Source organism: Flavobacterium sp. (assembly GCF_027483985.1).
In the GTDB taxonomy this organism is placed as follows: domain Bacteria; phylum Bacteroidota; class Bacteroidia; order Flavobacteriales; family Flavobacteriaceae; genus Flavobacterium.
Genome location: NZ_JAIXTJ010000028.1, coordinates 22401 through 49232, shown reverse-complemented (window position 1 = coordinate 49232; position 26832 = coordinate 22401). Strand labels below are relative to the sequence as shown.

Sequence of the window (26832 nt, the reverse complement as noted above, 5' to 3'; positions counted from 1 at the left end):
AACTCTTAAACTTTTAAACTCTTAAACTTTTAAACCTTTTTATGAAAATCATCGCCGTAATTCCTGCTCGTTATGCTTCAACACGTTTTCCTGCCAAATTGATGCAAGATTTAGGTGGAAAAACTGTAATTCTTAGAACTTACGAAGCTGCAAAAAACACCAATCTTTTTGATGATGTATTTGTGGTTACGGATTCCAATTTGATTTACGACGAAATAGTTTCCAATGGTGGAAAAGCCATAATGTCTATAAAAGAGCACGAAAGCGGAAGTGATAGAATAGCAGAAGCTGTTGCAAATTTAAATGTTGATATTGTAATAAATGTTCAAGGTGACGAACCGTTTATCAACAAAGAACCTCTTGAAAAAGTGATTGAAGTTTTCAAAAATGATGCTGATAAAAAAGTAGATTTGGCTTCGTTAATGCGAGAAATCACCAATGAAGATGATATCAATAATCCAAATAATGTAAAAGTTGTTGTGGATCAAAATGGTTTTGCATTATACTTTTCACGTTCAGTAATTCCTTATCCAAGAGAAGTAAATGTTGGTGTTCGCTACTTTCAACACATCGGAATTTATGCTTTTCGCAAACAAGCACTTTTGGATTTCTATTCACTTCCAATGAAATCGCTTGAAGCCTCAGAAAAACTGGAACAATTACGCTATTTAGAATTCGGAAAACGAATTAAAATGGTTGAAACAACTCACATAGGTATTGGTATCGATACTCCAGAGGATTTAGAAAAGGCCAGAAAAATGGTGTAATTATTTAAGTTTTTTGATTGTAAATAGTTCGTTGTGCTCTTCCACTTTTGGGTACATTCTTAACGAATAGTTATTGTCAAATTTTTTTTTATAATCAATATTTCGAATTCGGTCTTTTTCACTGATAACCATTGTGTTAAACAAAATAAAACCTTCTTTGTTTAATAAGAAATTAATTCGATTAATGAAAAATTCTTCAAACAAGAAATTTGGCATCGTAGTATCTTGAAATACATCAATAATTATTAAATCATATTTGTATTTGGTCTTTAAAACAAATTCAAAAGCATCATCAACAATTAATTCCAAATTTTTTATTTCACTTAATTTGAAATATTTATTGGCCAATGCAACCACTTCTTTATCGATTTCTACACCTGTTATTTTACCGACAAATTTCACTTCATCAACCAACGTTTTCACAACACTTCCGCCAGCGACGCCAAGAATTAATATGTTTTCAAAATTTCTTATACGCTCAAAACCAATGTATTTCAATCCTTTTTTTAATATACGTTGCAAACTACCATAAGAATAATTAGTATTTTTTGAATCCAAAACCAACTCGCCATTATTCCAAGTAACTTCTAATGATTTACTTATCGAAGAATTCCTTTTAACAACATTAATTGGAATAAAATAACTAAAGAGTTTGGCGAACATATTTATATTTTTATCAAAAATAGCAGAATTATTCTAAATTTACGCAAAATTTTTGAAATGAAGAAACGACTTTACGAATTTATTTTTTACCGATTAATGGGTTGGAAAATCACAGGAAGTTTTGATGAAAACATAAAAAAAAGTGTTATTGCTGTAATGCCACATACCTGTAATTTTGATTTTTTTATTGGACTTTTTGTTCGTGGAATAGCCAACCAAGAAATGAATTTTGTGGGAAAGAAGGAATTATTTGTATTTCCATTCGGCTATTATTTTCGTTCCATTGGTGGCGCAGCACTTGACAGAAGTGGCGGAAAAAATATTGTAGATTCAATTGTTGATATTTACAACAGTCGTGAAATTTTTAGATTAGGAATCGCTCCAGAAGGAACTCGCAAAAAAGTAACTGAACTACGAACAGGTTTTTATTACATAGCATTAAAAGCCAATGTTCCAATTATACCAGTTGCTTTTGATTATAGTAAAAAAGAAGTAAAAATCGGTAATCCATTATATCCAACTGGAGCAATTGATGACGATATGAAAGTCTATTTAAAATTTTATGAAGGCGTAAAAGGACGTTATCCAGAACGCCAATATATTTAAATTTCAAATTTTTTAAAACCATAAACATTTTCTTTTCGTAAATTCTAGTATAAGTAAAATACTCGGTGTTATTAAAACAAAATCTTTATTACTTACGGCGTTATCTGTTATATTGACTTCTTGCAGCTACGATGAAACATCAGTGTTTGGAGATAATGTAGTGGTTAAGCAAGACTAAGCTGATATTAGAATTTAAGTTGAAATTAGCAGTGTGTATCTTATCAGAAAATAATAGTTAGATTTGTTATAGTTTTTGTTAAAGACCTTCAACAGCAGTGTTGAAGGTTTTTTTATTCTAAATAGTTCAAGTTGCTTACATTTGTATAAATTTTTTTTAATGGATTATATTGAACTACACAAAGACTATAAAGCTAATTCGCTTTTTGGCAGATACATTACTTTACAGGATATTGAACCTCTTCTTCAAAAATTTTCAACAGAAGTAATAGGAAAATCCGTTTTAGGAAGACCTATTTATAAATATAATATTGGAACAGGTTCGACTAAAGTTTTTATGTGGTCGCAAATGCACGGCAACGAAAGTACTACTACAAAAGCCTTGTTTGATTTTTTCAATTTACTTCATTCTCAAGAAGACATTGCAGTAAAGCTTTTGCAACAGTTTACCTTTTGTTTTTTACCTATGGTAAATCCTGATGGGGCAACTTTATATACTCGTGAAAACGCGAATAAGGTTGATTTAAACAGAGATTCTATCGATTTGTCGCAGCCCGAAAGTCAATTGCTTCGAAAAACATTTGAGGAATTCCAACCCGATTTTTGTTATAATCTGCATGACCAACGTACGATTTTTGGTGCTGGTACAACTGGTAATGTCGCCACGGTTTCTTTTTTGGCGCCATCATTTAATGAAAGTAGAGAAGTAAATGAGGTACGTTTAAAAGCTATGAATGTAATTGTGGCTATGAATGAAGAACTTCAAAAACATATTCCTAATCAAGTAGCACGATTTGATGATGGTTTCAATTTAAATTGCATCGGCGATATGTTTACTTATTTAAAGGTACCCACAATCTTGTTTGAAGCCGGACATTTTCAAGAGGATTATTACCGAGAATACAGCCGTAAAATGATTTTTATTGCTTTAGTTTCGGGATTGAAACATATTTACGAAAACGATGTAGTTGATAATAAATTCGCAGAATATTTATCAATTCCTCAAAATAATGTCGTTTTTTATGATTTTCTTTATAAAAACATCAAAATAAATTATGATGGTAAAGAAATTATCACGAATTTTGCAGCTCAATACAAAGAAGAGCTTATTGATGGAAAAATCCAATTAAATGCTTATATAGCCGAAATTGGAGCGTTAAAAGGGAAATTAGGTCATTTTCAATACAATGCACATAAAATGATGTATTCTGATGATTATGAAGGTTTTCCTAAAATCAATCAAAAAGCCGATTTTTGTTTGGGAAAAAATATAAAATTTGTTAATGGTTTAAAAAAATAACATTAATTTATGTTATTTATTAAATAAAATGCATTTATTTGCAGTCATAATTAAAACAATAATAAAACTACGTTATTATGAGTAAGTTTCGTTTAGATGAAGTAGATCACCAAATCCTTGATATGCTGATTGATAACACAAGAGTTCCATTTACAGATATTGCTAAAAAGCTATTAATATCTGCAGGAACAGTGCATGTAAGAGTAAAAAAAATGGAAGATGCTGGAATTATTATGGGATCTTCTTTAACCTTAGATTACGAAAAATTAGGATATTCTTTCATCGCTTATGTTGGTGTTTTCTTAAACAACACCTCGCAAACTAAATTTGTTTTAGAACGAATTAATGAAATTCCTTTCGTAACAGTTGCGCATGTTACTACCGGAAAATTTAATATCTTTTGTAAAATTCGAGCTAAAGACACTAAACACGCTAAAGATGTAATCTTTATGATTGATGATATTGAAGGTGTTTATAGAACCGAAACAATGATTTCACTAGAAGAAAGTATCAACGACAAAAAACGTTTGATGCATACTATTTTTAAAGACATTTAATTTTCGAAAGAAAATAAATTTATATAAACCTCAAGTTATTTTGCTTGAGGTTTTTTTGTATATTTAAATTTCAAATAGTTGGTGCTTTGTAAAATTAAGGATCAAATGTATTTGTATAAATTCGTGTCAATCGTGTCTAAAAAATAAGCTATGTACACCTTACCCAAAATTGAACGTTTCAACCAAAATGTATTGTTTAAATATCACATTTATAACAGTATTTTTATAACCTTACCTTTTGATTCGATTGATAATACAGGAGTTTTATTGCCACTTTTTAGCGAGATTTGCGACAACGGATTCAAAAATAATTTATCTCCAGTAGAAATTGTAACTAATTTTACAACCAAATATTTAGGCAATATTTCTGAAGATGAAAAAATCAGTTTAATGTTTCGATTCATTCAATATGTCGAACGTCAAATTGTACTTTTTGATGCTATTGAAGATGCCGCTTTTCCCATCGTAAATAATATGGAAGGAAAAGGTTCGCTTCGAGAGATTAAAGAGCGAATTGATACTAGCGAATTGAAACAAGAATTAATTTATTTTTTAGAAAATTTTAATGTTCGAACGGTTTTAACAGCGCATCCCACACAATTTTATCCAGGTTCAGTACTCGGAATTATCACAGACTTAACCGATGCAATTAGGGAGAACGACTTAAATAAAATCAAAGATTTGTTAGCGCAACTCGGTAAAACACCTTTTATAAAAAAGGAAAAACCAACGCCTTTCGATGAAGCAGTAAGCCTGATTTGGTATCTCGAGAATGTATTTTATCAAACCTCTGGTGAGATGATGCAATACCTTCAAAAAAATATTTACAAAGACCAACCCATTACCAATTCAATTCTGAATTTAGGATTTTGGCCCGGTGGCGATAGAGATGGAAATCCGTTTGTTACTTCAGAAATCACTTTGAATGTTGCAAATCGACTTCGAACATCGATTCTAAAATCATATTATATAGATATTAGAAAGTTAAAAAGAAAACTAACTTTTTCAGGAATTGATACCATCATTTCAGATTTAGAAAATAAAATTTATCGTTCCGTTTTTTATTCCGATGGAACTATTTTTATCACTTTACAAGAACTTTTAAGTCAGTTGAATAGTGTAAAAACTATTTGTATTGAAAAACACCAATCGTTGTACTTAGATGATATCAATGATTTAATTAATAAAGTCAATTTGTTTGGATTTCATTTTGCTTCGTTAGACATACGTCAAAATAGTAAAATTCACAATCACGTTATTAAGACTATTTTTGCCTCATTTGCTACAGCCAATGAAGAATATAATGAGTACTTCAACTATACTGATGAGAAGAAATTTACTTTTCTTTCGGAAGTTTCAGGTAATTTATTTTCTAATTTGTTTGATGATGAAATTACAAAGCAAACACTAGATTCTATTATTTCGATGAAAACCATCCAAGAAAATAATGGAGAATTGGGTTCAAATCGTTACATCATTTCAAACAACGAAAGCGCTTTAAATGTGATGGAAACTTTTGTTTTATTCAAATTATGCAATTGGAAAAATCCATCGGTTGATATTGTTCCATTGTTCGAATCGATTGACGATTTGAAATTTGCCGATGTCATTATGGAACAATTATATACCAATGCAGAGTATGCAAATCATTTAAAAAATCGTGGAAACAAGCAAACAATTATGCTAGGCTTTTCAGATGGAACAAAAGATGGCGGCTATTTAATGGCCAATTGGGGAATTTACAAAGCCAAACAAACCATTACTGCAATTTCAAGAAAATATGGTATAAAAGTTGTTTTCTTTGATGGTCGTGGTGGTCCGCCTGCGCGTGGCGGTGGAAAAACTCATAAATTTTATGCCTCGCTAGGTTCACAAATTGAAAACAACGAAATACAATTAACCATTCAAGGGCAAACCATTAGTTCTAATTTTGGTACTGACGAATCTTGTAGATATAATCTTGAAAACCTTTTGAGTGCTGGTGTTTCAAATCAAATATTTAATAAAACAAGCAATGATTTATCTGAGGAAGACATTGAATTAATTGATGAACTTTCAGAAATTGGATATCAGAAATATTTGAGTTTTAAAAACCATCCAAAATTTATTCCTTATTTGGAGCAAATGAGTACGCTAAATTATTATTCGAAAACTAATATTGGTAGTCGACCTTCAAAAAGAAATACCGGAAGTGAATTAAATTTTGGTGATTTGAGAGCTATTCCATTTGTTGGATCGTGGAGTCAGATGAAACAAAATGTTCCGGGGTTTTTTGGTGTTGGTTCCGCTTTAAAACATTTTGAAACCACCAATAAATGGGACAAAGTTCAAACCTTGTTTGATACTTCCTTATTTTTTAGAACTTTATTAGAAAACAGTATGATGTCCTTAGCAAAATCTTTTTTTCCGCTTACGCAGTACATGAAAAATGATGCTGAGTTTGGTGATTTTTGGCAAATCATATTTGATGAATTTCAAGAAACCAAACGATTATTACTAAAAATTGCAAGGCATCAAGAGCTAATGGAAAATTATCCTGATGGAAAAGCTTCCATAAAAATGCGAGAAGACATAGTGTTACCATTATTAACCATTCAGCAATATGCTTTAATGCAAATTAATGAAATCAAAAAGGGTAAAAGTGATGCTAAACTTTTAGAAGTTTATGAAAAGTTAGTAATGCGATCCTTATTTGGAAATACAAATGCTAGTCGCAATTCGGCTTAAGATTATGAAAAATAAATGCCAATATTATTTTTTATCATTATTCTTAATTTCAATTTTATGGATACTAATAGGAAATAAATTTTATAACAATTACGCACCATTTATTTTTTTTATATTTGGTCTTCCTGTATTTATTTCATTGTGTGCTTCAAACTTAAGACTATTTAGTAAAGAATTAAAAGAAAGAGATATAGAATTATTTAAAAAAAATGCTTTGCATTATGGATATTTTAAAGACGAATTAATAAATTCTTTAAATTTACTTGATGCATCATTTGAAGATCAATTATCTGAAGATGATTTGAAACGAAAATATAAAGTATTAAAAACAAGTTTTAACTATTTAATTTTATGTTTTATTTCAATTGTCATAATCGGAATTTTGACTGTTTATTTTTGATTAAAAAGTATAAAAAACTAGATTATTTAAATTATGAATATTAAACAACTGCAGTCCAACGAATACGCACCTTTTTATGCAAATTATATTTCACAGGTTTCTGATGAATATACATTAGTAGAAGAATTAGAAATTTCCTTACATCGATTCATCAAATTTGTACAAGACATCCCGATGGATAAATTTGATTATCGCTATGCCGAGGGAAAATGGACTATTAAAGATATCATACAACACGTTATTGACACAGAACGAATTTTTGCTTATCGTGCCTTACGTTTTGCTCGAAATGACAAAACGGATTTACCTGGCTTTGAAGAAAATGATTATGCCAATGTAGCTACAGCCAACCAAAGAAGTATTATGGAATTGTTGACGGAGATGTCTGCTGTTCGTCATTCGTCTTTGCTTTTATTCAAAAGTTTTAACGAAGCACAGCTTTTAAACAAAGGAACAGCAAATAATAATGAAATGTCAGTAAGAGCATTAGGATTTATTATGATAGGTCATCAAAATCATCATCAAAAGATTTTTCAAGAAAGATATCTTTAAGAAATTCCAAAAACAAACTCCAAATTCCAAAATTTGATCCATAAAAAAAATCCCAAACTCCATACTTAATAGTGGAATTTGGGATTTAAAATATTGGAATTTAATATTTATTCTTCGTCGTCTTCATCATCAAAGTTGTCAGATGGTTCATCGTCATCATCATCGTCATCATCGTCGCCATCATCTGATCCTCCTTTGTCTTTTAACAAATCTTCGTCTAGGTCATCATCGTCAGAGGCATCTTCATCATCATCAAGACCTGCAACTGGAATGATTGGTTCAATTACTGCATCTAAATCGTCATCTTCATCAAATTTTTCCATTCGGCTTGCTAGTTTAGTACTAACTTTTACTAAATAAATAGTGTCTTCTGTGCGAACTTCAACTGCTTCGATAAGTTCATTTTGCGCATTTCTAAAACGGATGATATCGGAATCATCATATCCGTCAGGAAATTTATCAACTAATAAGTTTAAAATATCGCCTGTTAGCTTTGCATAATCAACAATAACTCTTCTCATAATATATTTTATTGGTCTAATAAATAAGCAAAAATTAATGGAGCAACAATAGTTGCATCCGACTCAATGATGAATTTTGGAGTGTGAATATCTAATTTACCCCAAGTGATTTTCTCATTTGGAACCGCACCTGAGTAAGAACCATAACTAGTTGTTGAATCTGAAATTTGGCAAAAATAACTCCAAAACGGCACATCGTGCATTTCCATATCTTGATAAAGCATTGGCACAACACAAATTGGAAAATCTCCTGCAATTCCACCACCAATTTGAAAGAAACCAACTCCTTTTCCTTCTGAATTTTTTGGATACCAATCCGCTAACCACATCATGTATTCAATACCGCTTTTCATAGTGGTTGGCTTGAATTCACCTTTAATACAGTAAGAAGCAAAGATGTTACCCATTGTACTGTCTTCCCAACCTGGAACTACAATCGGTAGGTTTTTTTCAGCTGCAGCAACCATCCAAGAATCTTTTGGATCGATTTCATAATATTGTTCTAAAACACCCGAATTGATCATTTGATACATAAATTCGTGCGGAAAGTAGCGTTCTCCTTTTGAATCGGCGTTGTTCCAAATATTATACAAATGTGATTGTAATCTTCTAAAAGCTTCTTCTTCTGGAATACAAGTATCGGTAACTCTATTGTAATGGTTTTCTAACAAATCCCATTCTTCTTGTGGCGATAAATCTCGGTAGTTTGGTACTCTTTTGTAAGAATTGTGAGCTACTAAATTCATAATATCTTCTTCAAGATTAGCACCAGTACAAGAAATAATATGTACTTTGTCTTGACGAATCATTTCAGCCAACGATTTACCTAACTCAGCAGTACTCATTGCACCGGCTAAAGTAATCATCATTTTTCCATTTTCTAATAAATGTTGCTCATATCCTTTGGCAGCATCTACTAAAGCAGCAGCGTTGAAGTGAAGATAATTCTTCTCAATAAACTGACTTATTGGTCCTTTGCTCATTTTTTTAGTTTTAATCTGATTTCGTGAACTATTACTTGTTCTTTTTCATCAGATTTTGTTAATGTTTGTTTTAATTTACAGTAGTTTGAAGTTCAAAGAAAAACTATTTTTCTAAAACATCAAACTGTTTTTTTTTATTATTTTTTGGTGTAGCCTAAAATTTCTAAAACTTCTTCAGCGGTTTGTTGTTCACTAAACACTTCAGTGGCTATAATTCCGTTTTTATCTCTATCTATTAAAATATGTTTTGGTTGCGGAATCAAACAGTGGTGTAAACCTCCAAAACCTCCAATAGTTTCTTGATATGCACCAGTATTGAAAAAACCTATATATAAAGGTTTTTCTTTATTATACTTTGGCAAATATATTGCGTTCATATTTTGTTCAGAGTTGTAGTAGTCGTCGCTATCACAAGTCATTCCGCCAAGTAAAACTCTTTCATAAGTATCATTCCATCTATTTACGGCAAGCATAATAAATCGTTTATTAATTGCCCAAGTATCAGGAAGCGTTGTAATGAATGATGAATCAATCATGTTCCAAGCTTCTCTATCGTTTTGTTGTTTTTGATATAAAACTTGATAAATAGCTCCACCTGATTCACCTACAGTAAATGATCCAAATTCAGTAAAAATATTAGGTACGTCTACTTCGGCTTCTTCACAAGCAATTTTAATTTGATTAATGATTTCATCAATCATATATTGGTAGTCATATTCAAAGGCAAGTGAATTTTTAATCGGAAATCCTCCACCAATATTTAATCCGTCTAGCGATGGACATTCTTTTTTTAATTGAATATAAACTTTGATACATTTTACTAATTCATTCCAATAATAAGCTGTATCATTAATACCTGTATTGATAAAAAAGTGAAGCATTTTCAACTCCAATCTATCATTCTCTTGAATCTGCTTTTTATAGAATTGTAGAATATTTTTGTAACCAATTCCTAAACGAGAAGTATAAAATTCAAACTTTGGTTCCTCTTCAGCAGCAATTCTAATTCCAATTTTGAATTTTCCTTTGATTTCTGCTTGAAGCAAATCAAGTTCTTCATAGTTATCAATTATCGGAATAGTATTCTTGTGACCATTATTAATTAATCGTGCAATATTGGTGATGTACTGATCGCGTTTAAAACCATTACATATAATATGTGTACTCTTATTAATTTTTCCGTTTTCTAATAAATTTTCAACAATATTAATGTCAAATGCTGATGAAGTTTCAATGTGAATATTGTTTTTGAAAGCCTCATTCATTATATATTCGAAGTGAGAGCTTTTAGTGCAATAACAGTAATAGTATTTACCTTCATAGTTATTTTTCTCCATAGCATTTCTAAACCAGTTTTTGGCTCTTTTAATGTTGGTAGAAATTTGAGGTAAATAAGTGAATTTTAATGGTGTTCCGTATTGTTCCACTAATTTCATCAAATCGATGTTGTGGAATTGCAACGAATGATCTTTGTTCAAAGTGAACTCTTCCTGCGGGAAGTAATAAGTTTGATTTATTAAGTCGAAATATCTTGTATTCATTGATTGTAAGGGTTTGAAAAGATTATTAATTAGCCTGATTAATCTTTATTTTCAAACTCTAATATTAGCATAGATAATAGGGAGTTTTTCTGTCTCCGATTTAAAGATGTCTAAGAAAAGTCCTAAAATTGATCTAATTGATGTTAAAAAAGCAACACACAACACTTGAAAACCTGAAATGGTTTTGAGCGTAAAACTGCTATTGATAGTAGAGTTGGTCTTGTTTTTCATCACCACAAATGTAAAAAATAAAATAAGCGAATTGCAATATTTTTTTGTAAAAAAAATTACAATTTATAATCTTCAAAACTTTTAATAATTAATTCATTTTCAACCGATTGATTAATAATGATTTTTCCGATGCCTTCTAGTAATGCGAATTGCACTTTACCGTACTCGTTTTTCTTGTCGTGAATGAGCAATTTTTGTATTGAAATCAAATCATTTTCTTCAAATTCGTGGGCATCATAAAGGTTAGAAATGATGTATTTTATTTGATAATAGTCCTCTTTTGAAAGTAATCCTTTTTCTTTTGAAATAAAACTTTCCAAAATCATTCCAATTGCAATAGCCTCACCATGCAATAATGGCTTATCCGATTCTAAAAAATGACTTTCGATAGCGTGACCTAAAGTATGTCCAAAATTTAAGGCTTTTCTTATACCATTTTCAGTTGGATCTTGAGTTACCACTTCATTTTTTATTTCGACAGAGCGATAAATTAAAGCATCTAAATTATTGACATCTAACGAGGATAATTCTAAAAATTGTTCCCAATATTTTTTATCATAAATCAAGCCGTGTTTCAACATTTCAGCCAAACCAGAGCGCATTTCTCTCGGTGGCAAAGTTTCTAAGTAGGAAGTATCAATCAACAACATTTTCGGAATATTGATAACGCCAATTTGATTTTTTAAATGTCCTAAATCAACGCCATTTTTTCCGCCAATCGAAGCATCAACCATTCCTAATAATGTCGTTGGAACATTTATGAAATCAATACCACGTTTAAATGTTGAAGCAATAAAACCACCAATATCAGTAATTACACCACCGCCAAGATTGATTATTAAACTTTTTCTATCGGCACCAAGTTCTGATAGAATCGACCAAATTTCTACGCAAGTTGTTATATTCTTCATCGCTTCACCTGCTTCAATTTCTATAATTTCAATTGCGACTTCTGTTGAAATGTTAGGCAAAAATTTAGCAAGGCAAAACTCATTTGTATTTTCATCAACCAAAATAAAAATAGAAGAATACTTATGTTCTAAAATCGTTTTATTGATTTGCTCGTAACCATTTTCATTAAAATAAATCGAATACCCGTTGGCTTGAATTGATTGCATAATAAATGTAAGATTTGATGCAAAAATACACATATTATTAGTCGCAGTAGAATGAATTTTAACTAATTTTTAATTGCTTTTGAATTAGAATATTAAAAATAATAAGTACATTTGTTTAATTTTAATTACTAAAAGTTAAACAAAAATAGTTTGAAACCAATTATTGCAACCATAGAAAAAGACAAACTTACTGATATTCAAATTGATAGAATCATTGAAATGGCTTGGGAAGATCGCACGCCATTTGACGCTATTAAATTTCAATTTGGTTTGGCTGAAGCCGATGTGAAGGCATTGATGAAAAAGGAGCTAAAATTTAGCAGTTATAAATTGTGGCGCGAACGCGTTGAGAATTGTAAAACCAAGCACAAATCCAAAAGGGTAGAAGGTATTGATCGATTCAAATGCAACATGCAACGTGCTATCTCAAATAATAAAATTTCTAAACGATAAAGATGGAATCTAAAAAACCAGACAACGTAGTTTATTCTGATGAACAAGGTTATAATGCAAGCATATTACCTTATTCGACAAGTGTTGGCGCTCCAGTGATTAGAGTAGACGATTTAATATCTTGGAAAAGTCGCGGTATTACTAATGTAAATAAGGAGTTTGAAAATAAGTTTAACGAACTTAAACAGCAATATGAAAATTTGATGCGCGAGTTTGAATGGAATGAAATCGTTTATAATTCCAAATTTTCTTTTGAACCGGTTATTGGAGAAATTTATCATTTATATGCCAATGAAGACGGCACTAATTCACTTTCATTAATTGCTCCAAATGAGTGGAATAAAGAGCATATTGGTACTTTTAAATTGAATAGTGAAAAAAAGTGGATTCATTTAGCTTAACCCTATTGTAAATGTCAAAAATTTATATCGATAAAAATCAAATTATTCAATTAGAGAAGCAGAAACGTGTTCATTTAATAAACAGTTTGGGCGGTTTTAAAAGCGTTGCTTTAGTAGGTACAAAATCTAAAAATGAAAGTACGAATTTAGCAATTTTTAGTTCTTTTTTTCATATCGGAGCCAATCCAGCGTTGATCGGATTGATTTTTCGTCCGAGTCCACCAGAGCGTGACACAATGCGCAATATTTTGGATACTGGTTTTTTTACGGTTAACCATATTAATGAAGCTATTTACAGAGAAGCACATCAAACATCGGCTCGATATGATAATGGAATTTCAGAATTTGATGTTACAAATTTGAAACCAGAATATAAAAATGATTTTTTTGCGCCTTTTGTTGAAGAAAGTAACATACAATTAGGAATAGAATTTAAAGAAAAAGTAGATATTACAATCAATAATACAACAATGATTATTGGACAAATTGTTCAAATTTATGTTCCAGACGATTGTATGCACCAAGATGGTTTTATCGATATTGAAAAAGCTAATACCATCACAGTTTCCGGTTTGGATAGTTATCATAGCACTAAACAATTGGACCGATTAAGTTACGCAAAACCCGATAAAGAAATCACTTCATTACTAAATCTTGGATAAAGAAACTATAAATATTGTTTGGTTCAAACGTGATTTGCGTTTTACAGATCACGAACCATTATTTATGGCGCAACAAGAAGGAATACCTACTTTACTGGTTTATTTTTTTGAACCTTCGGTAATGAATTTTGACGATTCTGATGTGAGACATTGGCGTTTTATTTATGAATCGATTCAAGAAATGCAAACCCGATTGCAACCTGTATCAACGCAAGTTTTTTATTTTCATAATGAAGTTCAAACGGTATTTGAAGAATTAGTTAAAATTTATTCTATAAAATCTGTTTTTTCGCATCAAGAAATCGGAAACAAAGTCACTTTTGATAGAGATATTGCAATGCAATCTTTTTTTGATAAAAATGGAATTTTTTGGAAACAATCGCAAATGCACGGTGTAATCAGGAAATTAAAATCAAGAAGCACTTGGGATAAAAGATGGGAACAAGTAATGCGAGCCGAACCCAAAATAATCGATTTAAATGGTATCAAATTTCAAAATTTAGATAGTACCTTTTATAAAAAATTAAAGGGAAAAAAGCTTCAAAAAGAAATAACTACTCGCAACACCAATTTCCAACAAGGCGGCGAATATTGGGCGTGGCGGTATTTAGATAATTTTGCAAAAGAACGTCACGTTAATTATAGCAAATTCATTTCTAAACCTGAATTAAGTAGAAAAGGTTGCAGTCGTTTGTCGCCTTATTTAACATACGGAAATATTAGTATGCGAATGGTGTATCAATATACCAATCAATTTTACGAAAAATCGCCCAATAAGCGAGCAATGCTCAATTTTGTTTCACGTTTGCACTGGCATTGCCATTTCATTCAAAAATTTGAAGACGAATGCCGAATGGAGTTTGAAAACGTAAATCGTGCTTATGACGGATTGATTAAACCCAAAAATGAGACTTATATCAAAGCGTGGCAAGAAGGCAAAACAGGTGTGCCAATTATAGATGCTTGTATGCGCTGCTTGGTTCAAACAGGTTACATCAATTTTAGAATGCGAGCGATGGTGGTTTCATTTTTTACCTTCAATTTGTGGCAAGATTGGCGTGAATTGCATTTTTTGGCAAGACAATTTCTTGATTACGAACCTGGAATTCATTATCCACAAATTCAAATGCAATCGGGAACAACCGGAATAAATACGATAAGAATTTACAACCCAATTAAAAATTCAGAAGACCACGATGCTGAAGGAATATTTATAAAAAAATGGGTTCCAGAATTAGCAGAAATTCCAGTAGAACTTATCCACGAACCTTGGAAATTGAATGCAATCGAGCAGCAATTTTATAATTGTGAAATCGGAAAAGATTATCCGTTTCCGATAGTTGATATCGAAGAAACTCGCAAAAAAGCCAGTGATATTGTTTGGAGTTTTAGAAAAAATGATGATGTGAAAGAAGAAGGAAAACGAATCTTAAAAAAACACGTAAGCAACCCCAACGGTTCGCCAAGAAACAGAACCACAAAAAAGAAAACTAAATGAGTGTATTTTTAAGAGCCAATTGGGAAAACATCGTGATGGCCAATTATGAAATGGATCCTGAAATACTATCAAAGTACCTTCCAAAAGGAGTTTTTCTTGATTTGTATGAAGGCAAGGCTTATGTAAGTTTGGTGGGTTTTATGTTTAAAAACACTAAGATTTTCAATGTTCCAATTTTTAAATTTGGAACTTTTGAAGAAATTAATTTACGTTTTTATGTTTATCGAAAAATTGATAACGAAATCCGTCGTGGTGTTGTTTTTATTAATGAAACTGTACCTTATAAAGTAGTGGCTTGGCTGGCAAACGCCTTATATAAAGAACATTACACTACTATCGCAACCAAACATAAATGGAACATATCTGATAAAAGTAAAGAAATAAAATACGAATGGTTGGTTGATAAAAAATGGAACTCCATTGAACTTGTTGCAAAAAACGAAGCTAAAGCGATGGTTGAAAATAGTTTTGAACAATTCATATTCGAACATTATTATGGCTATACCAAAGTCAGTAATACAGCTACAGAAGAATATAAAATTGCCCATCCGAGTTGGATGATAAACGAGATTTCAAGTTGTACTATTGATTGTGATTTTCAAAAAATGTATGGAAGTGATTTTGCGGTTTTGGATAACACAAAACCTGCAAGTATTTTTTTAGCGGAAGGTTCGGCAGTAGCTATTAATTGGAAACGAAATAAAATATAAAATGAAAGGTGTAAAAAAACAAAATCTTCCCAGTAAAATCTGCGTGGTTTGTCAAAAACCTTTTGCGTGGCGCAAAAAATGGGAAAAAGTTTGGGATGAAGTAAAATATTGCAGCGACAGATGTCGAGGAAACAAATAGTTAGTGAAAAACGGAAAAATTATAATGCCTTAATGGTTTAAAAAATGTCAAAAACCTTACGATTAATTCTCGGAGATCAATTAAATAGCAGTCACTCTTGGTTTAAAACGGTAGATGATTCGGTTACTTACATAATGATGGAAATCCGAACAGAAACCGATTATGTTAACCATCACATTCAAAAAGTAGTTGGAATTTTTGCAGCAATGCGAAATTTTAAAGAGCAATTATTATCTGATAATCATCAAGTTATTTATTTTAACTTAAATGATGAAAATAACTTGCAGTCGTTTGAAGCCAATATCAATAAGGTAATCGAAACACACAAGTTCACTAATTTTGAATACCAATTACCCGACGAATATCGTGTTGATTTAGATTTAAAAAAGCTTTGCGAATCGTTAGCAATAGAAAGTTCCGTTGTTGATTCTGAGCATTTTTTTACCACAAGAAAGGAACTCGGTGATTTTTTTGAAGGAAAGAAAATTTACTTGATGGAAAGTTTTTATCGTGCGATGCGAAAGAAACATAACGTTTTAATGGATAACGACAAGCCAGTAACCGGTCAATGGAATTACGATGGTGAAAACCGAAAAAAATTACCCAAGAACCACAAACCAATTGCACCCTTAGTTTTTGATAATGATGTTACGGAGATTTATAATGAAATTGCAAAAACTAACATAAAAACCATCGGAACAATTGATGCAAAGCATTTTGTTTGGCCTACAAATAGAAAACAGTCTCTTGATTTGCTCGACTTTTTTGCTACCGAATGTTTGCAACTTTTTGGAAGTTATCAAGATGCAATGACGCCCAACGAATGGTCGTTATATCATTCTAGAATATCATTTTCTATGAACATCAAAATGATTTCGCCAAAAGAAGTTATTGATCGTTGTATTGAAGAATGGCAAAAACGTTCCAATGAAATAGAGTACAATCAGTTGGAAGGATTTGTACGTCAAATAATAGGTTGGCGCGAATACATGCGAGGTATTTATTGGGATAAAATGCCCGATTTTGCCTCTATGAATTTTTTCAATAATCAAGAAAAATTGCCCGAGTGGTTTTGGACAGGAAAGACGAAAATGAATTGTTTAAAAGATGCCATCAATCAATCATTGCAATACGCTTATGCACACCACATTCAGCGCTTAATGATTACTGGAAATTTTGCTCTTCTAGCAGGAATTCACCCAGATGAACTTGATAATTGGTATCTCGGAATTTACATTGATGCCTTCGAATGGGTTGAAATTACAAATACTCGCGGAATGAGTCAGTTTGCCGATGGCGGAATTGTTGGTACAAAACCTTATGTGAGTTCGGCGTCTTATATTGATAAAATGAGTCATTATTGCGGTAGTTGTTTTTATAAAAAAGCACTGAAAACTGGAGAAAAAGCTTGTCCATTCAATAGTTTGTATTGGAATTTTTATGATAGAAATGAAGAACAACTTGGTAAAAATCCTCGTATTGGAATGATGTATAATGTATGGCGAAAAATGAAACCCGAAGATAAAACGGCTTTGCTACAACAAGCGGATTATTATTTAAAAAACATAAACGAATTATAGAAATTTTAGTTTAGTCTTATGGTTTTAAAGTACAAACCTAAGATTAAAGCATTAAAAAAAAGCATATGAAAACGACATTAGTTTGGTTTAAAACCGATTTAAGATTACACGACAATGAGACTTTAATAAAAGCAATAACATCAAGCGATGAAATTATTCCGGTATATTGTTTTGACGAAGCACAATTTGAAACTACTAAATTTGGATTTAAAAAAACAGGAAGTTTTAGAACACAATTTTTATTTGAATCACTAATTGATTTAGATGCTTCTTTGCGAAAATTGGGTTCAGGATTATTAGTGGTTAAAGGTAAACCTGAAGAAGAACTTCCTAAAATAGTTCAGCAATATAAAGTTTCTAAAGTTTATGCTAAACGTGAGGTTTCTTACGAAGAAAAACAAACAGAAATCTTGGTACAAAATGAATTGTTTAAATTGAAATGCGAATTTCAATCGTTTAGTACAAGTACGTTGTATCACGCTGAAGATTTACCATTCTCGATAAAAGATATTCCAGATGTATTTACAAGTTTTAGAAAAAAAACAGAAAAAGATGCCATAATTAGAACTGCTTTCGACGTTCCGGTTAAAATACAATCTCCTGAAATTCCTGAATTCAAACTGCCAACCTTTGAAGACTTGAATTTAGAATTCACAGCTATTGATAAAAGAGCATCAATTAAGTTTAAAGGTGGCGAAACCGAAGCAATCAATAGATTAAATCACTATTTTTATAAAACCAAATGCATTTCTGAATATAAAGAAACACGCAATGGTTTAATCGGTGCCGATTATTCATCAAAGTTTTCGGCTTGGTTAGCGCTGGGTTGCATTTCACCACGATTTATTAATAATGAACTCAAAAAATATGAATCGCAATTTGGAGCCAACGAATCGACTTATTGGTTGGTTTTTGAATTGCTGTGGCGTGATTTTTTTAGATTTATGTTTAAAAAACACCAAACAAAATTTTTCTTATACAAAGGAATTCAATCTGAAAAAGTTAATTCCAAGTCGCTAAATGAAAAACTGCTTTCGCAATGGATCAATGGCGCTACACCATCTGATTTTGTAAATGCCAATATGCTAGAATTAAAATTAACAGGATTTATGAGTAATCGAGGTCGACAAAATGTGGCTAGTTATTTTTGTAACGAGCTCAATATGGATTGGCGTATTGGTGCTGCCTATTTTGAACAGCAATTAATTGATTATGATGTATGCAGCAATTGGGGAAATTGGGCATATCTTGCTGGAGTAGGTAACGATCCTCGTGGTCATAGGTGGTTTAATATTGAAAAACAAGCATCAGACTATGATAGAAACAAAGCCTATCGAAAATTATGGCTTAAATAGTTATTATGATAAATGATATTCTTGATAATTTACGTTAATTAAAAGTTTGAAAATAATTTAAATTAAGGAAAAGCCAATTTTAAAAGTGACAATTATTAATCTAAATGTATTCCTATGAAAATTCTATTAACAGGAGCAAATGGTTATGTTGGAAGGCGTTTGCTACCCGAATTACTAAGTCAAGGTCACGAAATTATTTGTGCTGTTCGTGATAAAATGCGTCTCGGATTAGATGATGAATTACTTTCATTGTTAACAATTTGGGAAGTAGATTTTCTTGAAGAAGTCAATTTTGATACTTGTCCGAAAGAAATTGATATAGCTTATTTTTTAATTCATTCTATGTCGAGTTCTACTGCTGTTTTTGATAAAATGGAAGCTACTACAGCTCACAATTTTAACAGATATGCAGAGTTTATGAACATCAAACAGGTCATTTATTTAAGCGGAATTGTAAATGATCCTAAATTGTCTAAACACATGTTATCTCGAAATAATGTTGAAAAAATATTGTATTCTGGCAAGCCTAATCTAACGGTTTTAAAAGCCGGTATTATTGTAGGTTCAGGAAGTTCATCGTTCGAAATCATTCGAGATTTGTGTGAAAAGTTACCTATAATGATTACGCCAAAATGGGTTTTGACCAAGACACAACCCATTGCTATTCGCGATGTAATGAAGTATTTAATTGGTGTTCAAAATAGAGAAGATTGTTACAATCAATCGTTTGATATTGGCGGACCAAACGTGATTACTTACAAACAAATGATGCAATTGTACGCAAAAACTCGTGGTATCAAATTAGCCATTTTTACAGTACCAATTATGACACCAAAATTGTCATCCTATTGGTTGTATTTTGTAACTTCAACTTCTTATAAACTTGCCTTAAATCTTGTTGACAGTATGAAAGTGGAAGTAGTTTGTAACGATAATCGATTGCAAAGAATGCTCAACGTCAAGCCAATATCATATGTTGATGCGATTAAATTAGCGTTTCAAAAAATTGAGCAAAATCTTGTTGTGTCAAGTTGGAAAGACAGTTTGGCTAGCGGACGAATTAAAAGTAAATTGACCAATTATATTCAAATTCCAAAATTTGGTTGTTTGAAAGATAGTAAGAAAATCAAGATTCTTAATTCCAAGCAAGTGTTAGATAACATTTGGTCTATTGGAGGTGAAAAAGGTTGGTATTATGGCAATTGGATGTGGCAACTGCGTGGTTTTGTAGATAAACTTTTTGGTGGCGTTGGCTTGCGACGCGGACGAACAAGTCCGACACATTTGGATAATGGTGATTCACTTGATTTTTGGCGCGTAATTTTGGCCGATAAAAAAAACAAACGACTTTTGTTATATGCAGAAATGCGTGTTCCAGGCGAAGCTTGGCTTGAATTCAGAATTGACGAAAACAATTATTTGCACCAAATTGCAACGTTTAGACCAACCGGACTTTTCGGACGATTGTATTGGTACAGTATGATTCCCTTTCATTTTTTCATTTTTAACGGAATGATAAAAAGAATAGCCAATTCAAAATAAAAATTATCAAATTCTAATTATATTTGTGCAATTATTAAAACAAATGGATAAAATATTCAACAATACCCAAGTTGCTTTTGCTTTAAAAAGTGACACCGAATTAGATAGAGCGTATTTTCTTTTTAAAATGATTGCCAATGAACCGTTGGTAAGAATTGGAACCGCTGTAACCAACTTTGCATTAAAAGCACATTTGCCTGTTGAAGGATTGATTCGTGCCTCTGTTTTTGACCATTTTTGTGGTGGTGTTAATGAGATGGATTGCCTAAAAGTAGTCGATAATATGTATACCAAAGGCGTTTCATCAGTTTTAGATTATTCTGTTGAAGGCAAAGAAGAGGAAGCACAATTTGACGCTGCGCTCGAAATGACTTTAAAAACAGTTGAGTTTGCTAAAGAACGTCACGCAATTCCTTTTGCAGTTTTTAAACCTACAGGTTTAGGTCGATTAGATTTATATACAAAAATAGGAGAGAAGCAACCTCTTTCAACTGAAGAACAAGCAGAATGGAATCGTGTAAAAGAACGTTTTGAAATCATTTGTAAAACAGCGCATTCGAAGGATGTTGCTTTACTGATCGATGGTGAAGAAAGCTGGATGCAAGATGCTGCCGACGATTTGGTAGAAGAGATGATGCGCAAATACAATAAAGAAAAAGCAATAGTATTCAATACGCTGCAAATGTACCGTTGGGATAGAATGGACTATTTAAAAGCCTTACACGAACGTGCAAAAAAAGACGGTTTTTATATCGGAATGAAATTAGTTCGTGGTGCATATATGGAAAAAGAGCATAAACGTGCAGAAGAAATGGGTTATCCAACACCAATTTGTGCTTCCAAACAAGCAACCGATGATAATTATAATGCCGCTGTAGATTATATGATGCAACATATTGATAAAATGGCAATATTTGCCGGAACGCATAACGAAGAAAGTTCTTATAAGTTACTTCAAATGCAAGCTTCTAACAGAATTTCTAAAAATGACCAGCGAATTTGGTTCGGACAATTATACGGAATGAGCGATAACATCAGTTATAATTTAGCAGAAAACGGATATAATGTTGCCAAATATTTACCATTCGGACCAGTTCGTGATGTAATGCCATACTTAATTCGTCGTGCCGAAGAAAATACTTCTGTAGCTGGGCAAACCAGTAGAGAATTGAATTTATTGAAAGCAGAAAGAGATAGAAGGAAAAGTAAATAGTGATTAGTGATTAGTTATTAGTAAATAGTGAAGAGTAAAGAGTAAATAGTGAAGAGTAAAGAGTAAATAGTAAATAGTGAAGAGTAAAGAGTAAATAGTGGTTATTAAATCGAAACTAATTACTCTTCACTATTTACTAATCACTAAACATTACTAATACTCACTAAACTGCAAATTACTCAAATTCTTGTAAATACCATTTTCAATGGTTAGTAGTTCTTTGTGTGTACCTTTTTCTGCAATTTTGCCTTCATTTAGAACTAATATGGCATCGGCACTTCTGATGGTTGAAAGTCGGTGAGCAATGATGATACTTGTTCTTCCTTCCATTAAAGTTTCTAAAGCTTGTTGTACTAATTTCTCGCTTTCACTATCTAATGATGATGTAGCTTCGTCTAAAATCAAAATACTTGGATTTTTTAATAATGCTCGTGCAATGGCAATACGCTGACGTTGACCACCAGAAAGTTTTATACCGCGTTCACCAACCAAAGTTTCAAATTTCTCTGGAAATCCGTTAACGAAATCTAAGGCATTGGCTTGCTTTGCTGCTAAAAATATTTCTTCATCGGTAGCATTTGGTTTTCCGTAAGCAATGTTTTCTCGAATAGTGCCACCAAACAAAATAACATCTTGTGGAACGATGCTCATGTTGCCACGAAGATTTTCTAAATCATAATCGTAAATGTTTTTATCATCAATCAAAATTTCTCCGCCATCGATATCATAAAAACGTAATAGGAGAGAAGATATGGTAGATTTTCCAGCACCACTCGGACCAACAATGGCGATTTTTTGACCAAAACTCGCTGTGAAATTTACATCCTTCAATACCTGAATTTCTGGTCGTGATGGATAACTGAATTGTACATTTTTGAAGGTTACGTTTCCTTTTATTTTTTCAAGCGAATGATTTTGAGTAGCGTTAATTTTTTCAGGTTTTTCATCTAATAATTCGAAAACTCTTTCGGTTGCACCGACAGCTTTTTGAATTTGAGCATATAATTCTGCAATACCACCAAAAGAAGCTCCAATAAATGTGGAATACAATACAAATGAAATTAATTCTCCAACACCTTTGATTTCACCGCTAATACATAAACTTACACCATACCAAACTACAGCTACAATAGCGCCAAATAAGCAAAAAATAATGAAGGATGCAAAATAGCCACGATAAATTCCGCCTTTGATGGCCAACTTTACAACGTCGTTAATTTTGCCTTTGTAACGAGCAATTTCATACCATTCATTCGCAAAAGCTTTTACATTTGAAATGCCTTGCAATGTTTCTTCAACTATAACTTGACTTTCAGCTACTTGATCTTGAACATTTTTAGAAAATTTTCTGATAAATCTTCCAAAAATCACTGCAGCCACTGCAACTATAGGAACGATGCACAGCATCATTAGAGTTAACTTCAAACTTATAGTTGCTAAAAAAATAATTCCACCAATTATCAAAATAAATTGGCGTAAAAACTCCGCTATTGTCGTAGTTAAAGTATCTTGAATTTGTGTGATGTCGGAACTAATTCTACTGTTTAATTCTCCTACTCGTTTTTGAGAGAAAAAAGTCATTGGTAGTTTGATCAAATTACTATACAACGACAAACGAATGTTAGCCAAAGTATTTTCAGTAAAATTGATGAATAAGGATAATCTAAAAAAAGAAAAAAAGGATTGTAGCAATAAAATTCCCATTAATCCTAAGGCAATATTTTTGGCTTGTTCTAAATCTTTTCCATTAACACAATCTACTAATAAACCTAGCAATTTTGGGAATGCCAATGCTGTTCCACCTGTTAGTAATAAAAAAATTAAGCCTAGGTAAAATTTCCACTTGTGATTATCAGCATAGTTAAATATTAATAACGCTTTGCTTAAAGTACTTGCGTTTAATTTGGCTTTAGGTAAGTCATTTTCTTTAAATCGTGGCATTCTTTTTTTAGGTAAAAGTAATTAATAATGCTTGGTTAGATTTTTTACAAATGCTAATATTTTGTGAAAATAAAAAATCCGCTTTGCTTTCACAAAACGGATTTGATTTAAAATTAAGATTACTTATTTCTTTTTAGTTTCGTCTTTTTCATTTTTAGTATCCATCATTTCCATCAATTTGATGCCTAATAATCCGCTAATGCCACCTTCCGATCCATTGCTTCCTGAGATTAACACATCTGGAATAACTTTGATGTTTCCTTTACCAATTTCTTCGGTAATTTTATATTTAGTAAAGTTATCGCCACCCATTGCAGAAACTTGCAGTTGATAAGCTTCGGCAGTTGATTTACCGATTGCCATAATTTTTTCAGCTTCGGCCAAACCAGTTTTAGAAATTTTTTCAGCCTCAGCACTTGCATTTAGTTTTGTAGCTTCGGCTTGTGCTCCAGCTCTTGCTTTGGTTGCTTCCGCTTCAGCATTTGCTCTCATTTTTGTAGCTTCTGCTTCGGCGTTAACATTTAATTTCAAACTAGTTGCATCACCTTCCGCTTTTTTAACGGTTGCGTCGGCTGTTCTTTGTGCAATTTCAACACTTTGAGAAGCACGAACAATTTCTTTTTGCATATCAGCAATGGCAGTTTCTTTTTCCATTCCTTGACGTTGTTCTTGCGCCATTCTTTGAGTTTGATAAGTCTTTTGTTCTTCTTCGGCAATTTTTCTATCGGTCAAAGTTTTCATCAAAGAATCAGGTGGAACGATGTCTCCAATCAAAGTATCAACTGCATTTACATTATACTCATCTAGAACTACTTTGATATGATTTCTAGCAGATTCTTGTCGTTCTTTACGGGTACTCAAAAACGAAATTACATCGCTTTCTTGAGCCGAGTTTCTAAAATAATTACCAATTGTTGGTTCAAGAACTTGAGAAACTAGATTTGTCATACTTCCAAAACGAGCAATCACTTTTGGTGCTTCATTTGCTGGTACGTGAATAATTTGTGAAACATCCAAATTAAATGGGAAACCATCACGAGAACGTACTGTAATTGTAGATAAATTGTGGTCTAAATTATGAGATTCACTTCGAGCATCAGCCCAGTTTAAAACTAAATTTGTGGTTGGAACAGGTTCTAATTTGGTAGTATATTTATTTAAAGCGTATTTTCCTGGTCCAAGTGGTTCCATCCAAACACCACGTTGACCTTTAGAGACAATATTTCCGTGTTTAAAATGCTCACCTGTAACATCTTGCCCGTCTTCACCTATATAAGAGATTACAACGCCAACGTAACCAATTGGCACATCAGTCATTGGCGTTTGTTCAATTTGAGTTGCCCAAGAGTTGATGTAATACGAACCAGCAAGCATCACTTGAGGTTGTAGTCCACGGTTTCCTCCAGCTTCTAAAAATCTATCAAAATCTTGAAAATTATTGTGTCCGTCGACATTCTTACCGGCAATTTGTCCTTGCGGAATTGGTTCTCCATCTAAAGCGGTAACAATACCAACCATATTTTCAAAAATCTTGACTTGATCAGCGATTATAATTTCGAACAAAAAAGTATTGATACGATAAGAACCTGTAGTAATAAAAGCTGTTTGACGTCCTTTTTGTCCACCGTTATTCAAGAAAGCAGTTGCATCTTGAAAGTTATCGCTATCGACTTTTCGTGCTAAAATTCTACCAGTTGGAATTTCTTTTCCGTCTTTACTCAAAACTAATCCGATTTTTCCTTCTGGAATGATTGTAAACGCTGTCATATCGACAGAATATTGCCAAATCCACATTGTCCAGTACAATCCTGGCGCTAAGGTTTGAGCTTGAAAACCAGCCTCGCCTTTGGTTGCAATAATTCTTCCGTCGGGTAACGATTTATCGGTACCAAAAAGTACAAATTTCTTGGTTACTAAACCAATTTTATCTTCGGGAACAATCACCATTCCGAAGAAAACTCTTAAAACAAATTTGTAAAAAACAATAGATAAAACAATAGGAATTACCCACCATAAAGTAAAAAATGTTGTCATTTTATATCAATTAATTAATTAGGAATGTTTTTGATTTGTAATAGAATTTTGTAGAAAAATTAAGAGTAAATTCAAGGATTCTTTTACTAAATAATTCAATTTTCTTTATTGAATATATTATTTTTGAAGTTACAACACTTTTGTGTCATTTTAGAATTTGGTTCTATTTTTAAATCTGTAATTATACGATTGACTGAATTAAAAGTTACAGAAAAAATACTATTTATTTTTTATCTAAAGCTTAAAATATTAAAAATCATATAATTAAAAATAAAAAAAAACTCCAGGTTTCCCTGAAGTTATTTTAAGTATAAGTGTGATTCCTAGGGAATGACAAATTGTAGTACGCTATTCCGATTCGTCCATTGTGTGGTAAACGTTCATCACGTCATCATCTTCTTCAATCTTTTCGATTAGTTTTTCAACATCAGCAATTTCTGCTTCGGTAAGTTTTTTGGTAACTTGCGGAATACGCTCAAAACCTGATGATAAAATTTCTATACCACGATTTTCTAACTCTTTTTGAATGGCACCATAACTTCCGAAAGGCGCATAGATTAAAATATCTTCTTCATCGGCAAAAATTTCTTCTGCGCCAAAGTCGATAAATTCCAATTCCATTTCTTCAACATCAATGTTATTGTTCGGAATTCTAAAGTTGCAAGTATGATCAAACATAAATTCAACTGAACCTTGCGTTCCTAAAGTACCATTACATTTATTAAAATAACTTCTAATATTTGCAACGGTTCTGTTATTATTGTCAGTAGCAGTTTCGATTAAAAGTGCAATTCCGTGTGGTGCATATCCTTCGAACAGCTGCTCTTTGTAGTTGGCAGTATCTTTATCGGTAGCTTTTTTAATGGCACGTTCTACATTTTCTTTTGGCATATTCGCTGCCTTTGCATTTTGTATTACGGCTCTTAATCTTGCATTAGCTTCAGGATTTGGTCCGCCTTCTTTAACGGCCATTACAATGTCTTTTCCAATTCGGGTAAACGCTTTGGCCATTGCTGCCCAACGTTTCATTTTTCTTCCTTTTCTAAATTCGAATGCTCTTCCCATTTTTTTAATTCTAAATTCTAAAATCGTTTTTCAACAATCATAGACTTGTTTAACTATTTGCAAAAGTACTTTTTTCAACATCAATTTCAAAATTCA

General features: G+C 32.0%; 25 protein-coding genes. 17 read left to right on the top strand and 8 right to left on the bottom strand.

The annotated features are described in order from the left end of the window. The first annotated feature begins 41 nt into the window (after positions 1–41). Positions 42–767 (top strand): 3-deoxy-manno-octulosonate cytidylyltransferase, encoded by a 726-nt coding sequence (kdsB, locus tag Q0050_RS08155; RefSeq protein ID WP_298394090.1) that lies wholly within the window; start codon positions 42–44, stop codon positions 765–767. Here kdsB and Q0050_RS08150 read toward each other — a convergent pair whose 3' ends face one another. Further along, positions 768–1430 (bottom strand): spermidine synthase, encoded by a 663-nt coding sequence (locus Q0050_RS08150; RefSeq protein ID WP_298394087.1) that lies wholly within the window; start codon positions 1428–1430, stop codon positions 768–770. Between the two features lie 57 nt (positions 1431–1487). On the opposite strand from Q0050_RS08150, the gene Q0050_RS08145 reads away from it, so the two are divergent. From Q0050_RS08145 to Q0050_RS08120, 6 genes are all read left to right on the top strand, one after another. Further along, positions 1488–2036 carry a 1-acyl-sn-glycerol-3-phosphate acyltransferase gene (locus Q0050_RS08145; protein WP_298394084.1) on the top strand — a complete coding sequence of 183 codons (549 nt, stop codon included), beginning with the start codon at positions 1488–1490 and terminating at the stop codon, positions 2034–2036. Between the two features lie 337 nt (positions 2037–2373). Next, positions 2374–3513: a M14 metallopeptidase family protein gene (locus Q0050_RS08140; RefSeq protein ID WP_298394081.1), complete on the top strand. Its 1140-nt coding sequence runs from the start codon at positions 2374–2376 to the stop codon at positions 3511–3513. A 77-nt stretch (positions 3514–3590) separates the two neighbouring features. Further along, a complete protein-coding gene (locus Q0050_RS08135) occupies positions 3591–4070 on the top strand; it encodes a winged helix-turn-helix transcriptional regulator (RefSeq protein WP_035127172.1) in 480 nt (159 codons plus the stop codon). Positions 4071–4220: 150 nt separating this feature from the next. Then, a complete protein-coding gene (locus Q0050_RS08130) occupies positions 4221–6797 on the top strand; it encodes a phosphoenolpyruvate carboxylase (RefSeq protein ID WP_298394079.1) in 2577 nt (858 codons plus the stop codon). Between the two features lie 4 nt (positions 6798–6801). Further along, entirely contained in the window at positions 6802–7197 is a 396-nt protein-coding gene (locus tag Q0050_RS08125; protein WP_298394076.1) for a hypothetical protein, read from the top strand. Positions 7198–7230: 33 nt separating this feature from the next. Then, positions 7231–7749: a DinB family protein gene (locus Q0050_RS08120; protein ID WP_298394073.1), complete on the top strand. Its 519-nt coding sequence runs from the start codon at positions 7231–7233 to the stop codon at positions 7747–7749. Positions 7750–7856: 107 nt separating this feature from the next. Here the strand turns inward: Q0050_RS08120 and Q0050_RS08115 are convergent, their stop codons facing one another. The 4 genes from Q0050_RS08115 to aroB form a co-directional block, all read right to left on the bottom strand. Then, complete coding sequence (locus Q0050_RS08115) at positions 7857–8270, bottom strand: DNA primase (protein ID WP_298394071.1); 414 nt, start codon at positions 8268–8270, stop codon at positions 7857–7859. A gap of 8 nt (positions 8271–8278) precedes the next feature. Next, positions 8279–9253 carry a deoxyhypusine synthase family protein gene (locus Q0050_RS08110; RefSeq protein ID WP_298394068.1) on the bottom strand — a complete coding sequence of 325 codons (975 nt, stop codon included), beginning with the start codon at positions 9251–9253 and terminating at the stop codon, positions 8279–8281. A gap of 137 nt (positions 9254–9390) precedes the next feature. After that, positions 9391–10794 (bottom strand): arginine decarboxylase, encoded by a 1404-nt coding sequence (locus tag Q0050_RS08105; RefSeq protein ID WP_298394067.1) that lies wholly within the window; start codon positions 10792–10794, stop codon positions 9391–9393. Positions 10795–11081: 287 nt separating this feature from the next. Further along, on the bottom strand, positions 11082–12143 hold the full coding sequence (aroB, locus tag Q0050_RS08100; protein ID WP_298394065.1) for a 3-dehydroquinate synthase: 1062 nt from the start codon (positions 12141–12143) through the stop codon (positions 11082–11084). Positions 12144–12293: 150 nt separating this feature from the next. Here aroB and Q0050_RS08095 point away from each other — a divergent pair, with 150 nt between their 5' ends. The 10 genes from Q0050_RS08095 (at position 12294) to Q0050_RS08050 (ending at position 21696) form a co-directional block, all read left to right on the top strand. After that, positions 12294–12596 carry a TIGR03643 family protein gene (locus tag Q0050_RS08095; protein WP_298394063.1) on the top strand — a complete coding sequence of 101 codons (303 nt, stop codon included), beginning with the start codon at positions 12294–12296 and terminating at the stop codon, positions 12594–12596. Positions 12597–12598: 2 nt separating this feature from the next. Next, positions 12599–12997, top strand: a complete 399-nt coding sequence (locus Q0050_RS08090) for a DUF2452 domain-containing protein (protein ID WP_298394061.1) — start codon at positions 12599–12601, stop codon at positions 12995–12997. 11 nt (positions 12998–13008) lie between these two features. Beyond that, complete coding sequence (locus Q0050_RS08085; protein ID WP_298394059.1) at positions 13009–13659, top strand: flavin reductase; 651 nt, start codon at positions 13009–13011, stop codon at positions 13657–13659. Continuing rightward, positions 13652–15157 carry a cryptochrome/deoxyribodipyrimidine photo-lyase family protein gene (locus tag Q0050_RS08080; protein ID WP_298394057.1) on the top strand — a complete coding sequence of 502 codons (1506 nt, stop codon included), beginning with the start codon at positions 13652–13654 and terminating at the stop codon, positions 15155–15157. The genes Q0050_RS08085 and Q0050_RS08080 overlap by 8 nt, the downstream gene beginning before the upstream one ends. Then, positions 15154–15867, top strand: coding sequence for a DUF2071 domain-containing protein (locus Q0050_RS08075; RefSeq protein ID WP_298394055.1), 714 nt, complete (start codon positions 15154–15156; stop codon positions 15865–15867). The genes Q0050_RS08080 and Q0050_RS08075 overlap by 4 nt, the downstream gene beginning before the upstream one ends. Before the next feature lies 1 nt (position 15868). Continuing rightward, positions 15869–16006, top strand: a complete 138-nt coding sequence (locus Q0050_RS08070; RefSeq protein WP_298394053.1) for a DUF2256 domain-containing protein — start codon at positions 15869–15871, stop codon at positions 16004–16006. 44 nt (positions 16007–16050) lie between these two features. Next, on the top strand, positions 16051–17586 hold the full coding sequence (locus tag Q0050_RS08065; RefSeq protein ID WP_298394051.1) for a cryptochrome/photolyase family protein: 1536 nt from the start codon (positions 16051–16053) through the stop codon (positions 17584–17586). 65 nt (positions 17587–17651) lie between these two features. Continuing rightward, complete coding sequence (locus Q0050_RS08060) at positions 17652–18941, top strand: DASH family cryptochrome (protein WP_298394049.1); 1290 nt, start codon at positions 17652–17654, stop codon at positions 18939–18941. A 114-nt stretch (positions 18942–19055) separates the two neighbouring features. After that, a complete protein-coding gene (locus tag Q0050_RS08055; RefSeq protein ID WP_298394047.1) occupies positions 19056–20483 on the top strand; it encodes an SDR family oxidoreductase in 1428 nt (475 codons plus the stop codon). Positions 20484–20526: 43 nt separating this feature from the next. Then, positions 20527–21696 carry a proline dehydrogenase family protein gene (locus Q0050_RS08050; RefSeq protein ID WP_298394045.1) on the top strand — a complete coding sequence of 390 codons (1170 nt, stop codon included), beginning with the start codon at positions 20527–20529 and terminating at the stop codon, positions 21694–21696. 153 nt (positions 21697–21849) lie between these two features. Here Q0050_RS08050 and Q0050_RS08045 read toward each other — a convergent pair whose 3' ends face one another. The 3 genes from Q0050_RS08045 to Q0050_RS08035 all read right to left on the bottom strand — a co-directional run bounded on the left by Q0050_RS08045 (position 21850) and on the right by Q0050_RS08035 (position 26736). After that, on the bottom strand, positions 21850–23637 hold the full coding sequence (locus Q0050_RS08045; RefSeq protein ID WP_298394043.1) for an ABC transporter transmembrane domain-containing protein: 1788 nt from the start codon (positions 23635–23637) through the stop codon (positions 21850–21852). 123 nt (positions 23638–23760) lie between these two features. Beyond that, the gene (locus tag Q0050_RS08040) at positions 23761–25671 is read right to left on the bottom strand and encodes an SPFH domain-containing protein (protein WP_298394041.1); all 1911 of its coding nucleotides are present in this window, start codon (positions 25669–25671) and stop codon (positions 23761–23763) included. Between the two features lie 348 nt (positions 25672–26019). After that, positions 26020–26736 carry a YebC/PmpR family DNA-binding transcriptional regulator gene (locus Q0050_RS08035; RefSeq protein ID WP_298394039.1) on the bottom strand — a complete coding sequence of 239 codons (717 nt, stop codon included), beginning with the start codon at positions 26734–26736 and terminating at the stop codon, positions 26020–26022. Positions 26737–26832 lie beyond the last annotated feature (96 nt).